The organism is Streptomyces sp. NPDC127595, from assembly GCF_042671685.1.
In the GTDB taxonomy this organism is placed as follows: Bacteria; Actinomycetota; Actinomycetes; order Streptomycetales; family Streptomycetaceae; genus Streptomyces.
In genome coordinates, this window is the sequence record NZ_JBHXWK010000007.1 from 495,173 (window position 1) to 508,477 (window position 13,305).

The following is a 13,305-nucleotide window of genomic DNA, read 5'->3' on the forward strand; positions in this document are numbered from 1 at the left end:
CCGCTCGAGGAGGCGCCATGACCATCCGTATCGCCACCTACAACGCGGAGAACCTGTTCCGCCGGCCCAAGGTCTTCGAGCTCCCGGACGAAGGCCTGCGCAAGGAGATCCTGGACGACTTCAGCGAACTGGTCTCGCTGCTGGACCGGGACCCGTACCAGGACGCGGACAAGGACCGGATCGTCGAGCTGGTCAGGAAGCACCGCGCGTTCGACGTCGATCCGGACACCCGGGGGCCGATCTACGTCAACCAGGTCCGGGGAGGCGCGAAGCTCTTCACCGCGTCCGGTCCTCCGGCGAATCCGGTCATCAAGATCGTCGCCAAGGGCCGTTCGAAATGGGCGGGTTGGGCGGAACTCGTCCGTGACGACCTCGAATGGGCCGCCGTGGAGAACACCGCCCGGGTGATCGCCGCGGTCGACGCCGACATCCTGCTCACGGTCGAGGTCGAGGACCGCCTGACCCTGGCCCGCTTCAACGAACAGGTGCTGGGTGACGCGCTGAAGAAGCAGCCGTACCCGTACAGCATGCTGATCGACGGCAACGACATCCGCGGCATCGATGTCGGCATCCTCAGCCGTCACCCCGTCACGTCCGTGCGGTCGCACATCTTCGACCCGGGGCCGTCCTTCAGGCCGCTCTTCAGCCGGGACTGCGCCGAGTTCGAGATAGACGTCTTCGGGACGCCTCTGTGGGTCCTGGGCAACCACTTCAAGAGCCAGCGGGGCGGCGGGGGCGGCGGCCTGCGCCAGGCCCAGGCGGAGCGGACCAGGGACATCTACCGGGCCGCCCTCCAGCGCTCCGCCCGGGTCGTGGTCGCCGGAGACCTCAACGCCCCCTTGGACACCGACCCGATCAGGACGCTGCAGGGCGCCGGCCTCCAGGACGCGATGAGCCACCCCAGTTACAAGGGCGACCCCGGCACCTACGAGCAGGGCACCTCGCCCGACGACAAGCTCGACTACCTCATGTTCTCGCCCCAGTTGTGGGAGCGGGTGCAGCAGGTGGACGTGGAGCGCCGCGGGATCTGGGCGCCAAGGACCTTCGACTCCTTCGACACCGTGACGTCGAAGCTCACCCAGGCCTCCGACCACGGCGCTCTCCACGCGGACCTCGACCTCTGAACTCCCGTGAACGCACCGGTACCGGGCCCCTGCGAAAGGGACCCGGCACCAGTGACGTACAACCTGACTCAGCAGCCGATCAGCCGGCCGGCGAGACAGTCCTCGAACCCGGCTCAGCAGCCGATCAGCCGGCTGGCGAGGTAGCCCTCGATCTGGTCGAGGGACACGCGCTCCTGCTTCATCGTGTCGCGCTCGCGCACGGTCACGGCGTTGTCGTCGAGCGTGTCGAAGTCGACGGTGACGCAGAACGGGGTGCCGATCTCGTCCTGGCGGCGGTAGCGGCGGCCGATGGCGCCGGCGTCGTCGAAGTCGATGTTCCAGTTCTGCCGGAGCGCGGTGGCCAGGCCCTTGGCCTTCGGCGAGAGCTCCGGGTTGCGGGACAGCGGGAGGACCGCGACCTTGACGGGCGCCAGGCGCGGGTCGAGGCGCAGCACCGTGCGCTTCTCCATCTTGCCCTTGGCGTTCGGCGCCTCGTCCTCGATGTAGGCGTCGAGGAGGAAGGCGAGCATCGAGCGGCCGACACCGGCGGCGGGCTCGATGACGTACGGAGTCCAGCGCTCGCCGGCTTCCTGGTCGAAGTAGGAGAGGTCCTGGCCGGAGGCCTTGGAGTGCGCGTTCAGGTCGTAGTCGGTGCGGTTGGCGACGCCCTCCAGCTCACCCCATTCGTTGCCGCCGAACTGGAAGCGGTACTCGATGTCGGCGGTGCGCTTGGAGTAGTGCGAGAGCTTCTCGGCCGGGTGCTCGAACCAGCGCATGTTCTCCTCGCGCATGCCGAGGCCGGTGTACCAGTTCCAGCGCTCCTGCATCCAGTACTCCTGCCACTTCTCGTCCTCGCCCGGCTTGACGAAGAACTCCATCTCCATCTGCTCGAACTCGCGGGTGCGGAAGATGAAGTTGCCGGGCGTGATCTCGTTGCGGAAGGACTTGCCCATCTGCGCGATTCCGAACGGCGGCTTCTTGCGCGAAGTCTGCTGGACCTGGGCGAAGTTGGTGAAGATGCCCTGCGCGGTCTCGGGGCGCAGATAGGCGACGGAGCCGCTGTCCTGCGTCACGCCGAGGTGGGTGGAGAGCAGGCCGGAGAACTGCTTGGGCTCGGTGAACTGGCCCTTGTTACCGCAGTTGGGGCAGTTGACGTCTGCGAGGCCGTTCTCCGGGAGGCGCTTGTGCTTCGCCTCGTAGGCCTCCTCCAGGTGGTCGGCGCGGTAACGCTTGTGGCAGGAGGTGCACTCGGTGAGGGGGTCGGTGAACGTGGCGACGTGGCCGGAGGCGACCCAGACCTCGGTTGCCAGGATCACGGACGAGTCGATACCGACGACGTCCTCACGGGAGGTGACCATGTAACGCCACCACTGGCGCTTGAGGTTCTCCTTGAGCTCGACGCCGAGCGGGCCGTAGTCCCAGGCGGCCTTCTGCCCACCGTAGATCTCACTACAGGGGTAGACGAAGCCACGGCGCTTGCTCAGGCTGACGATGGTGTCGATCTTGTCGGCGGCCACGGTGCTCTCTTCATTACGAACGGACGGCAGCGAATGACTTAGGTTACCGGCGCTGCCCACCCCGGTATCAAATCGGTTGGTTGACTCAACCCTTGTTGACAATCGTTTCCAAATTTGTTGAAAATGACTGTCATGAACGTACGACGACGCCTTATATCCGGGACTGCTGTGACCGCGGCCACAGTCCTCGGTCTCGGCACCCTCTCCGCGTGCTCGGACTCGTCCGCCGCCGACAACAGCAGCGGGAAGCTCGACGTCGTGGCGTCGTTCTACCCCCTGCAGTATCTCGCCCAGGAGATCGGCGGGAACCACGTGAGTGTCACGAACCTGACCGAGCCCGGTCAGGAGCCGCACGACCTGGAGATCAGCGCCAAGCAGACCGCGCAGCTCCAGGAGGCCGACGCGGTCCTCTACCTGAAGAACCTCCAGCCGGCCGTCGACGACGCCGTGGCACAGTCCGAGGTCAAGACCAAGATCGACGCCGCGACGCTGACCACCCTGGAGAAGCACGGCAACGAGGTCGGCGGCCACGCGGCCGAGCACGACGACACCGAGGGCGAGGAGACCGGCGCCACCGACCCGCACATCTGGCTTGACCCGGTGAAGTACGCCGAGGTCGCCGAGGGCGTGGGCAAGGCCTTCGAGAAGGAGGACCCGGACAACGCCGCGGACTACAAGGCGAACACGGACGCCCTGGTCAAGAAGCTCGACGCCCTCAACACCCAGTACGCGGACGGGCTCAAGAACACCACGAGCAAGGTCTTCATCACCACCCACGCGGCCTTCGGCTACCTCGCCGAGCGCTACGGCCTCACCGAGGAGGCCATCAACGGCCTGGACCCGGAATCGGAGCCCAGCGCGAACCGCGTCAAGGACCTTGAGACCATGGCCAAGGCGGACGGCGTCACGACGGTGTTCTACGAGACGCTCGTCAGCGACAAGACCGCCAAGACCATCGCCAGCGACGCGGGCCTGAAGACCGACGTCCTCGACCCCATCGAGGGCATCACCGACAAGTCCAGGGGCGACGACTACCTCCAGGTCATGGAGTCGAACCTGAAGGCGCTGGAAACGGCACTGGGCGCGAAATGACAGGCACCCGGTGACAGAACGCACCACGAAGTGACGCAACGAACACGGAGGACGGCGGAATGAAGAGCGAGCCCGTCATATCCCTGCGCGGAGTGACCGCGGAACTCGGCTCACGCCCCGTCCTGCGCGGTATCGACCTCACCGTGAACCCCGGCGAGGTCGTCGCACTGCTCGGCGCCAACGGCTCCGGCAAGTCCACCGCCGTACGCAGCATCATCGGCCAAGTCCCGGTCAGCGGCGGCGAGATCGAGATCTTCGGCACCCCGCGCCGCCGCTTCGACGACTGGGCGCGGGTGGGCTACGTACCGCAGCGCACCACGGCCGCGGGCGGTGTGCCCGCGACGGTGACCGAGATCGTCGCCTCCGGACGGCTGTCCCGCGCCCGCTTCGGCGTGCTGCGCAAGGCCGACCACGAGGCCGTGCGGAAGGCCATCGCGCTCGTCGGCCTGGCGGACCGCGCCAAGGACTCCGTGAACGCGCTGTCCGGCGGCCAGCACCAGCGGGTCCTGATCGCCCGCGCCCTGGCCTCCGAGCCCGAACTGCTGATCATGGACGAGCCGATGGCGGGCGTCGACCTGGCGAGCCAGGAGGTGCTGGCCTCGACCCTGCGCGAACAGGTCGCCCAGGGCACCTCCGTCCTCCTCGTCCTGCACGAACTGGGCCCGCTGGAGCCGCTGATCGACCGCGCGGTCGTGCTGCGCGACGGCTGCGTCCTGCACGACGGCCCGCCCCCGGCCGCGCTCGGCCAGCACGCGCTGCCCGGCCACGACCACGTACACCCGCACGCGGCTCACGACGCCGAACCGATCCGGACGGGGCTGCTGAGCTGATGGGAACGGAGAAACTGGTGGAGCCGATGGGGCTGAAGAGCTGGATGGGGCTGGCGAGCTGATGGACATCCTCGATTACGCCTTCATGCAGCGGGCCCTGCTCGCCGCCGTCCTGGTCGGCATCACCGCGCCCGCCGTCGGCATCTACCTCGTGCAGCGCCGCCAAGCCCTGATGGGCGACGGAATCGGCCACGTCGCGATGACCGGCGTCGGCCTCGGCTTCCTGCTCTCCTGGTCCCCGGTGTGGATGGCGACGGCCGTCTCCGTGGTCGGCGCGGTCCTCATGGAGCTGATCCGCTGGTACGGCAAGACGCGCGGCGACATCGCCCTCGCCATGCTCTTCTACGGCGGTATGGCGGGCGGCGTGATGTTCATCAACCTCGCGCCGACCGGCTCGAACGCCAACCTCACCTCGTACCTCTTCGGCTCGCTGTCCACCGTCTCGGAGTCCGACGTGACGGCGATCTGCGTCCTGGCGGCCTTCGTCGTCCTGGTCACGGTGGGCCTGCGCCGCCAGCTCTTCGCGGTCAGCCAGGACGAGGAGTTCGCGCGCGTGACGGGCCTGCCGGTGCGCGCCCTGAACCTGCTCACGGCCGTCACGGCGGCGGTGACGGTGACGGTCGCGATGCGCGTGGTGGGCCTGCTCCTTGTGTCCGCCCTGATGGTCGTCCCGGTCGCCGCTGCGCAGCAGCTCAGCCGGAGCTTCGCCGCCACCTTCGCGATCGCGGTGGCGATCGGCGTGAGCGTGACGATCGGCGGCACCGTGACCTCGTACTACCAGGATGTTCCGCCGGGAGCGACAATCGTGCTGCTGACCATCGGCACGTTCATCGTGCTCACCGCGCTGGCGACACCGCTCGCACGGCGCAGAGCCCGGGCGCTGGCGGCGGCGCAGGCTGTCGGGGACCCGGCGGAATGCGCGATTCCGGCCACGCGTGGGACGGACGGGAAAGTCGGCGTCTGACTACCGACAGCCCGGACTGGCACAATGGCCGGGCAAGTGCAGACGTGGAGGAGGCAACGGTGACAACCGCTGGATCGCCCGTACGGGGCCGTTCCACCCGGCAACGTACCGCCGTGGCGGCGGCGCTGGACGAGGTGGACGAGTTCCGCAGCGCGCAGGAACTCCACGACATGCTCAAGCACAAGGGCGACTCCGTCGGGCTGACCACCGTGTACCGCACACTGCAGTCCCTCGCCGACGCCGGCGAGGTCGACGTCCTGCGCACCTCGGACGGTGAGTCCGTCTACCGCCGCTGCTCCACCGGCGACCATCACCACCACCTCGTCTGCCGCGTCTGCGGCAAGGCCGTCGAGGTCGAGGGCCCGGCCGTCGAGACCTGGGCCGAGGCGATCGCGGCGGAGCACGGGTATGTGAACGTGGCGCACACGGTGGAGATCTTCGGGACCTGCGCGGAGTGCGCGCGCCCATAGCTGTTCTGACCCGCGACGGGCTGGTGTCGCGCCGGGTCGAACCGACCGTGCCATCCGCCGGCTGTGGGCATACGCGGCGGGGCCGGCCGGGGCCGTCCGGCCGCCGTCTGCGTCATGGAAGAGTCATCGTTCGGTCATCAAACGGCATGCTCAGCCGCTGGGCACAGGGATAACCCTCGACCTCCCCGGCTTCGGATGACATGCCCTCATCAGGGGTGCCACTCTTCCTTCTGCCATCCCCCACGCCTGTCCCACCCTGCCCCCGCACGGGGGATGCGCACTGCTCAGCTCGTCCCGGGCCGCACACCCCCGTCCGCCCGGGTCTGTCTCCGGCCGCCGAAACGCGGCCGTCGCAGTAGGAGTACGAGTGAGACGCAACAGCCCCCACAGATCCACCCGCCTCTCGAACCGGAGCTCCTCCAGGGCGACCGCGACCGGCGCGCTGGTCACCGCCGCCGCGCTCCTGGCCGTCGGGGTCCAGACGGTTCCGGCCGCCGCGAAGCCCGCACCCCCTGGCCCAAGCCCCTTGCGCACCAGCGCACTTGAGGCAGAGCTCAGCCCCGCCCAGCGCACCGCGCTGATCAAGAGCGCGGCCGAGAAGACCACGCAGACCGCCGACACCCTGGGCCTGGGCGCCCGGGAGAAGCTGGTCGTCAAGGACGTCGTCAAGGACAACGACGGCACGCTGCACACCCGTTACGAGCGCACCTGGGCCGGTCTGCCGGTGCTCGGCGGCGACGTCGTCGTGCACACTCCGCCCGCCTCGCAGGCCTCGGGCACGGTGAGCAGCACTTTCAACACCAAGCAGACCATCAAGGTCGCCTCCACCACCCCGACCTTCAGCAAGTCGGCCGCCGAGACCAAGGCACTCGGCGCCGCCGAGGCACTGGACGCCGAGAAGGCCACCACCGACAGCGCCCGCAAGGTGATCTGGGCCGGCAGCGGCACCCCGAAGCTCGCCTGGGAGACGGTGATCGGCGGCTTCCAGGACGACGGCACGCCCAGCCAGCTGCACGTCATCACCGACGCGACCAGCGGCGCGGAGCTGTACCGCTACCAGGGCATCAAGACCGGTACCGGCAACAGCCAGTACAGCGGAACGGTCACCATCGGCACCACGCTGTCCGGTTCGACGTACCAGCTGAACGACACCACACGCGGCACCCACAAGACGTACAGCCTGAACAACGCCACGTCCGGCACCGGCACCCTGATGACCGACGCCGACGACGTCTGGGGCACCGGCGCAGGCTCCAACACCCAGACCGCCGGTGTCGACGCCCACTACGGCGCCCAGGTGACGTGGGACTTCTACAAGAACACCTTCGGCCGCAGCGGCATCAAGAACGACGGGGTCGCCGCCTACTCGCGCGTCCACTACAGCACCGCGTACGTCAACGCCTTCTGGGACGACTCCTGCTTCTGCATGACGTACGGCGACGGCACGAGCAGCACCCACGCGCTCACCTCGCTGGACGTGGCCGGACACGAGATGAGCCACGGCGTCACCTCCAACACCGCGAACCTCACCTACTCCGGTGAGTCCGGCGGCCTGAACGAGGCGACCTCCGACATCTTCGGCACCGGCGTGGAGTTCTACGCCAACAACAGCACCGACGTCGGCGACTACCTCATCGGCGAGAAGATCGACATCAACGGCGACGGTACGCCGCTGCGTTACATGGACGAGCCCGACAAGGACGGTGGCTCCGCCGACAGTTGGTACTCCGGCGTCGGCAACCTGGACGTCCACTACTCCTCGGGCCCGGCGAACCACATGTTCTACCTGCTCTCCGAGGGCAGCGGCTCCAAGACCATCAACGGCGTCACCTACAACAGCCCGACCTCCGACGGTGTCGCCGTCGCGGGCATCGGCCGGGCCGCCGCCCTGCAGATCTGGTACAAGGCGCTGACGACGTACATGACGTCCAGCACCACCTACGCCCAGGCCCGCACCGCCGCGCTGAACGCCGCCGCGGCGCTCTACGGCACCAGCTCCACCCAGTACGCCGGGGTCGGCAACGCCTTCGCCGGCATCAACGTCGGCAGCCACATCACCGTGCCGTCCACGGGCGTCTCGGTCACCAACCCGGGCAGCCAGTCCTCCACCGTCGGCACCGCGGTGAGCCTCCAGGTCGCGGCCAGCAGCACGAACGGCGGGACGCTGACCTACGCGGCGACCGGTCTGCCGACCGGCCTCTCGATCAGCGGCTCCACGGGCGCCATCACCGGCACCCCGACCACGGCAGGCACCTACAGCACCACGGTCACGGTGACCGACAGCACGGGTGCCAGCGGTACGGCGTCCTTCACCTGGACGGTCAGCTCAAGCGGCGGCGGCACCTGCACCTCGGCGCAACTGCTCGGCAACCCCGGCTTCGAGTCGGGCGCCACCACCTGGACGGCCACCAGCGGCGTCATCACCACCTCCACCAGCCAGCCCGCCCGCACCGGCACCTACAAGGCCTGGCTGGACGGCTACGGGGCGACGCACACCGACACGCTGTCCCAGTCGGTGACGATCCCGAGCGGCTGCACGGCCACCACGTTCACCTTCTACCTGCACATCGACACGGCCGAGACCACCACCAGCACGCAGTACGACAAGCTGACGGTCACCGCCGGGTCGACGACTCTGGCCACCTACTCCAACCTGAACGCGGCGAGCGGATACGTCGCGAAGTCCCTCAACCTGTCCGCCTACGCGGGCACCACCGTCGCGCTGAAGTTCTCCGGTGTCGAGGACTCCTCGCTCCAGACGAGCTTCGTCATCGACGACACGGCGGTCACGACACACTGATCCCGTAGGGCCTTTGGGCCCGTAGGCCGTACGACAGACAGCGGCATCCGGCGTGGGGAGCGCCGGGTGCCGCTGTCATGTCGTACGGCGGCTGCCTCAGGCTTCCGTGCGGCCCTGCATGTCCCGCTCCATCTCCAGCAGTTGCTCGTTCGGGACGGCTCCGCCGAAGCGCCGGTCGCGGGAGGCGAACTCGACGCAGGCGCGCCACAGATCGCGCCGGTCGAAGTCCGGCCACAGCACGTTCTGGAAGACCATCTCGGCGTAAGCGCTCTGCCAGAGAAGGTAGTTGGAGGTGCGCTGCTCGCCGCTCGGCCGCAGGAACAGGTCCACGTCCGGCATGTCCGGGTAGTAGAGGTACTTCGCGAAGGTCTTCTCGCTGACCTTCGACGGGTCGAGCCGGCCGGCCCTGATGTCCTCCGCCATGGCCTGCGCGGCATCGGCGATCTCGGCGCGACCGCCGTAGTTCATGCAGAAGTACAGCGTCAGCTTGTCGTTGTCCTTGGTCTGCTCCTGGGCGACCTGGAGCTCCTTGGCCACCGACTTCCACAGCTTGGGCATCCGGCCCACCCAGCGGACCCGGATGCCGAGTTCGTCGAGCTGGTCGCGGGTCTTGCGGATGAAGTCGCGGTTGAAGTTCATCAGGAAGCGCACCTCGTCGGGCGAGCGCTTCCAGTTCTCGGTGGAGAAGGCGTACAGCGAGATGGAACCGACTCCCACCTCGATCGCGCCCTGCAGTACGTCAAGGACGCGCTCGGCGCCGACCTTGTGCCCCTCGGTGCGCGGCAGCCCGCGGTCCTTGGCCCAGCGTCCGTTGCCGTCCATGACGATCGCCACATGGTTCGGCACGAGCTCACCGGGGAGTTTGGGCGCGCGGGCACCGGACGGGTGCGGTTCCGGCGTCCTGTACTCGCGGCGCTGGCGCCCCAGGATCCCGCGTACAGCCATGTGTTTCTCGTCTCCTTGGTTCTTTGGTTCTTTGGTTCTTTGGTTCTTCTCTACGCAATGATTTTTCTGCGCAATTACTTCTCTACTACTTCTCTACGTAACGCAGTGAGCGAAGGCCGCGTTCCAGGTGCCAGTGGAGGTAGGCCGAGACCAGCCCGCTGCCCTCCCGGACGTGCCGCGGCTCGGCGGCGTCCGCGGTCTCCCAGTCGCCCGTCAGCAGCGCGGCGAGCAGTTCGAGTGCCTGCGCCGAGGGTACGACGCTGCCGGGCACCCGGCAGTCGGCGCAGACGGAACCTCCCGCGGAGACCGAGAAGAACCGATTCGGTCCCGGCATCCCGCACTTGGCGCAGGCGCTGAAACTGGGCGCGTAACCGTTCACGGCGAGGGAGCGCAGCAGGAAGGCGTCGAGGACGAGATGCGGCTCGTGCTGACCGCGGGCGAGCGTTCGCAGGCCGCCGACCAGCAGCAGATACTGCTGCACCGCCGGCTCCCCCTCGTGGTCGGTGAACCGCTCGGCGGTCTCCAGCATGGCCGTCCCGGAGGTGTACCGCGCGTAGTCGGTCACGATCCCACCACCGTACGGAGCGATCGTCTCGCTCTGCGTACACAGCGGCAGCCCCCGCCCGACCAGCTCGCTCCCCCGCGCGAAGAACTGCACGTCCACATGCGAGAACGGCTCCAGCCGCGCCCCGAACTTCGACTTGGTTCGCCGCACCCCCCGCGCCACGGCGCGTACCCGTCCGTGACCACGAGTGAGCAGGGTGATGATGCGGTCCGCTTCACCCAGCTTCTGGGTGCGCAGCACGATGCCGTCGTCGCGGAACAGGCTCATGGGGTCATTCTCGCGTACTGAGTCAGCGTGCGTGGTCGGGGTGGCCGATCGCTTCCCACGGCGCCATGTTCCAGGGGCTCGTCCGGTTCGCCGGGTCGAGGAGGGACTTCAGGTGCGCGTCGGACACGGCCTGCGGGGCGGGGAAGTTCGCGTCCGGCGTGCCCTGGAGGTTGTCCCGCCAGACCATCCGGCCCAGCAGATAGTGATCGGCGTACTCGTTCCAGGAGGCGTACGAGCGCACCACCGCCGGCACGATGTTCTTGAGCGCGGTCCACGCCTCGGCCTCGCTCAGCATTCCGCACGCGAAGCCCCTGCGGGAGATGTCCACGTACAGCCCGGCGTCCCACGCCAGCGGTTCGACGCCGAGCCGCAGCCGCGCCCGCGTGCGGTACCCGGTCCGCGCGAGACCGTCGAGCCGGCCGACCAGAGCGTCACGCGAGGTGATCTCCCACTGGTCGGCCAGCCACCGCCTGGCCTTGTCGTCGTCGATGCGGGTGAACGGGTACAGGGTCGTCCGCGACGCGTCCCGGTCCCGGTTCACCGGCGCGCTGAGCGACACCATCCACAACTGGTGCGCGGTGAGAGGAACGGGGTACTTTTTCGCCGCCTTCGGCTTACGACGGTTCCATATCGCCATGGCGCAGCACCCTATGTCACCCCGCTCCGCAGGGGTTCAGGGCGCTCCCGCGTCAAGGGACCTCACCGCGGCTGCGTGCGTTGGCATACGCCGTCGCCGCGCTGAGCCGCTCCGCCGCGGTGGCTCCCCGGACGGCGTCCGGTTCGCAGTCCCACTCCTTGCCGCCGCCGTACGGTCTCAGCTGGACGTACGGCCCCTCGTACCCCATGACCATCCCCACCCTTCCGGTCCGTATGTCCATCGCGTACGAGCCGATCACCGGCCTCACCGCAGAGCCGCCGCGAGCCGGGCCGCCAACTCGACGGAACAACCGCCCAATTCGATCCGCGGGCAAGGCGCCTCCCGCGCCAAACTCGCCTGGTCGATCCGCAGTGACGGCAGCGTAATTCCTGCGCTCGTGAGCGCCGCCCGCAATTCCTTCACCGTTTCCTCCGCTTCTTCGACGCACCGCGCCGAGTGTTGTGCCTTCACCCTGCTCCCCTGTCTTTTCGACTTTCACTCTTCACATCTCCAGGATGAGGCTCCGCGCCTACACTCGGCAGGAGTCTGTCCTCTACAAGTGAAGGGCAGTGCAGGGGGGTTGGCCATGGCCAATGGTTCGCGACAAGCGGCTTGGGAGTTCTTCGGGACGGAGTTGAAACGGCAGCGGGAGAACGCCGGGTTAACCCAGGCGGAGTTGGGCCATCGCGTCTTTGTGTCGGGCGGCTACATTGGACAATTCGAACAGGCCATTCGCAAGCCGCAGTTGGATGTGGCACAGAGGGTCGACGAGATCCTACAAACCGGAGGCTTTTTCGAGCGGCTATGGCGAAAGCTCATCAAGGACGAGCGGTACGCGGAGTACTTCGCGCACGCGGCGGAGCTTGAGGGGCTGGCCACGGAGATCTGCGAGTACGCGCCGGCGGTCGTACCCGGACTGCTCCAGACCGCCGAGTACGCACACGCGATCTACCTGGCGAACAACCCACTCGCCGCCGACGAGTCCATCGAGGAGATGGTCAGGCTCCGCATGGACCGCACCCAGCTCCTCAAGGACGCTACACGGCCCGTGTATTGGGCGGTCCTGCACGAGACGGCACTGCGCGTCCCGGTCGGTGGCCCCGCCACAATGGCCCAGCAGCTCGAACACATCGCAGCCATGGTGCGCGAGCGCAAGGCGTTGGTGCAGGTGCTCCCGTTCTCAGCAGGGGCGCACCCGGCGATGGGCAAGATGATGACACTGATGGGATTCGAGGACGCCCCGCCAACTGTCTATACGGAGGGGGTGCTTTCGGGGAATCTGCTGGACGAACCGGCAGTAGTGAACCGCGCGCGGTCGCATTACGATCTGCTCAGGGCCGCCGCGTTGTCGCCGGAGGCGGCCCTGGCCCTGATCGAGTCGGCGGCGGAGGACTTCAGACGATGCCCGAGTACGACCTGAGCAACGCCCGCTGGCGCAAGAGCAGTTACAGCGGCGGCGACGGCGGCGAGTCGTGCGTCGAAGTCGCCGACGGATTCCCTGGCGTCGTCCCCATCCGCGACAGCAAGGTCCCGGACGGCCCCGTCCTCGTGATCGGATCCGTCGCCTGGACAGAGTTCACTCGCGCCGTGACGGAGTCACCCTAGTGCCGCTCCGCGCAAGTCCGTGGAGGGGTGTGAGGACTGTTCACGTGGTCTTGAGCGGGGTTCCGTCGTAGGTCTACTTGTACGGCTTCGCGGATTCGTTGCGGCCGATGACGTAGACGTCCAGTTTGTCGATGAGGTCGTTGCGGCTGGAGACGTCGCCGTGGCGGAGGACGCGGCGGGTCATGGCAGAGAAGTACAGCTCGATCTGGTTCAGCCAGGAGGCGTGCGGCGGGGTCCAGTGCACGGTCCATCGGGGGTGGGTTGCCAGCCACTTCTTGGTGTGCTTGCGGTGTGGGAGGACCCATTGTCCAGAACCGTGTGAATTTCCTGGCCGGGGGCGGTGATGGCGTCAAGCTGGTCGAGGAAGGCAGTGAAGGTCACCGCGTCGTTTCGGGCGATTACCTCGGTGAGGGCCTCGCCGGTGAGCACGTCCAGGGCGGCGATCAGGGATGCGGTGCCGTGGCGGCGGTACTCGAACTCCTCGCGGGCGGGCTCACCGGGCCGGGCGGG

General features: G+C 68.0%; 15 protein-coding genes. 8 read left to right on the plus strand and 7 right to left on the minus strand.

Features of this window, described 5'->3' with window-relative positions:
- The first annotated feature begins 17 nt into the window (after positions 1-17).
- The gene (locus tag ACFVKT_RS24835; protein WP_385734975.1) at positions 18-1,124 is read left to right on the plus strand and encodes an endonuclease/exonuclease/phosphatase family protein; all 1,107 of its coding nucleotides are present in this window, start codon (positions 18-20) and stop codon (positions 1,122-1,124) included.
- Between the two features lie 113 nt (positions 1,125-1,237).
- Here ACFVKT_RS24835 and ACFVKT_RS24840 read toward each other — a convergent pair whose 3' ends face one another.
- Positions 1,238-2,620 carry a glycine--tRNA ligase gene (locus ACFVKT_RS24840; protein WP_385734977.1) on the minus strand — a complete coding sequence of 461 codons (1,383 nt, stop codon included), beginning with the start codon at positions 2,618-2,620 and terminating at the stop codon, positions 1,238-1,240.
- A 132-nt stretch (positions 2,621-2,752) separates the two neighbouring features.
- Between ACFVKT_RS24840 and ACFVKT_RS24845 the strand changes: the two genes are divergently transcribed.
- The 5 genes from ACFVKT_RS24845 (at position 2,753) to ACFVKT_RS24865 (ending at position 8,776) form a co-directional block, all read left to right on the plus strand.
- Positions 2,753-3,712, plus strand: a complete 960-nt coding sequence (locus ACFVKT_RS24845; protein WP_385734979.1) for a metal ABC transporter solute-binding protein, Zn/Mn family — start codon at positions 2,753-2,755, stop codon at positions 3,710-3,712.
- Positions 3,713-3,771: 59 nt separating this feature from the next.
- Positions 3,772-4,542 carry a metal ABC transporter ATP-binding protein gene (locus ACFVKT_RS24850; RefSeq protein ID WP_385734980.1) on the plus strand — a complete coding sequence of 257 codons (771 nt, stop codon included), beginning with the start codon at positions 3,772-3,774 and terminating at the stop codon, positions 4,540-4,542.
- A 61-nt stretch (positions 4,543-4,603) separates the two neighbouring features.
- Positions 4,604-5,506 carry a metal ABC transporter permease gene (locus ACFVKT_RS24855; RefSeq protein ID WP_385734982.1) on the plus strand — a complete coding sequence of 301 codons (903 nt, stop codon included), beginning with the start codon at positions 4,604-4,606 and terminating at the stop codon, positions 5,504-5,506.
- Between the two features lie 59 nt (positions 5,507-5,565).
- Positions 5,566-5,976 (plus strand): Fur family transcriptional regulator, encoded by a 411-nt coding sequence (locus tag ACFVKT_RS24860; protein ID WP_385734984.1) that lies wholly within the window; start codon positions 5,566-5,568, stop codon positions 5,974-5,976.
- Between the two features lie 367 nt (positions 5,977-6,343).
- On the plus strand, positions 6,344-8,776 hold the full coding sequence (locus tag ACFVKT_RS24865; RefSeq protein ID WP_385734986.1) for a M4 family metallopeptidase: 2,433 nt from the start codon (positions 6,344-6,346) through the stop codon (positions 8,774-8,776).
- A 96-nt stretch (positions 8,777-8,872) separates the two neighbouring features.
- Here the strand turns inward: ACFVKT_RS24865 and ACFVKT_RS24870 are convergent, their stop codons facing one another.
- The 4 genes from ACFVKT_RS24870 to ACFVKT_RS24885 form a co-directional block, all read right to left on the minus strand.
- Positions 8,873-9,721 carry an isoprenyl transferase gene (locus ACFVKT_RS24870; RefSeq protein ID WP_385734988.1) on the minus strand — a complete coding sequence of 283 codons (849 nt, stop codon included), beginning with the start codon at positions 9,719-9,721 and terminating at the stop codon, positions 8,873-8,875.
- An 85-nt stretch (positions 9,722-9,806) separates the two neighbouring features.
- On the minus strand, positions 9,807-10,553 hold the full coding sequence (gene recO / locus ACFVKT_RS24875; RefSeq protein ID WP_385734990.1) for a DNA repair protein RecO: 747 nt from the start codon (positions 10,551-10,553) through the stop codon (positions 9,807-9,809).
- A 22-nt stretch (positions 10,554-10,575) separates the two neighbouring features.
- Positions 10,576-11,190: a DUF1266 domain-containing protein gene (locus ACFVKT_RS24880; protein WP_385734992.1), complete on the minus strand. Its 615-nt coding sequence runs from the start codon at positions 11,188-11,190 to the stop codon at positions 10,576-10,578.
- Between the two features lie 52 nt (positions 11,191-11,242).
- Positions 11,243-11,458, minus strand: a complete 216-nt coding sequence (locus ACFVKT_RS24885; RefSeq protein ID WP_385734994.1) for a hypothetical protein — start codon at positions 11,456-11,458, stop codon at positions 11,243-11,245.
- Between the two features lie 318 nt (positions 11,459-11,776).
- On the opposite strand from ACFVKT_RS24885, the gene ACFVKT_RS24890 reads away from it, so the two are divergent.
- Both ACFVKT_RS24890 and ACFVKT_RS24895 read left to right on the plus strand, forming a co-directional pair.
- Positions 11,777-12,610: a Scr1 family TA system antitoxin-like transcriptional regulator gene (locus ACFVKT_RS24890; RefSeq protein ID WP_385734996.1), complete on the plus strand. Its 834-nt coding sequence runs from the start codon at positions 11,777-11,779 to the stop codon at positions 12,608-12,610.
- Entirely contained in the window at positions 12,592-12,795 is a 204-nt protein-coding gene (locus tag ACFVKT_RS24895; RefSeq protein WP_385734998.1) for a DUF397 domain-containing protein, read from the plus strand. Before ACFVKT_RS24890 ends, ACFVKT_RS24895 begins: the two co-directional genes overlap by 19 nt.
- Before the next feature lie 73 nt (positions 12,796-12,868).
- On the opposite strand, the gene ACFVKT_RS24900 is transcribed toward ACFVKT_RS24895, so the two are convergent.
- Positions 12,869-13,063 (minus strand): transposase, encoded by a 195-nt coding sequence (locus tag ACFVKT_RS24900; RefSeq protein ID WP_385735047.1) that lies wholly within the window; start codon positions 13,061-13,063, stop codon positions 12,869-12,871.
- Entirely contained in the window at positions 13,006-13,242 is a 237-nt protein-coding gene (locus tag ACFVKT_RS24905) for a hypothetical protein (protein ID WP_385735049.1), read from the minus strand. The genes ACFVKT_RS24900 and ACFVKT_RS24905 overlap by 58 nt, the downstream gene beginning before the upstream one ends.
- Between the last annotated feature and the right edge of the window lie 63 nt (positions 13,243-13,305).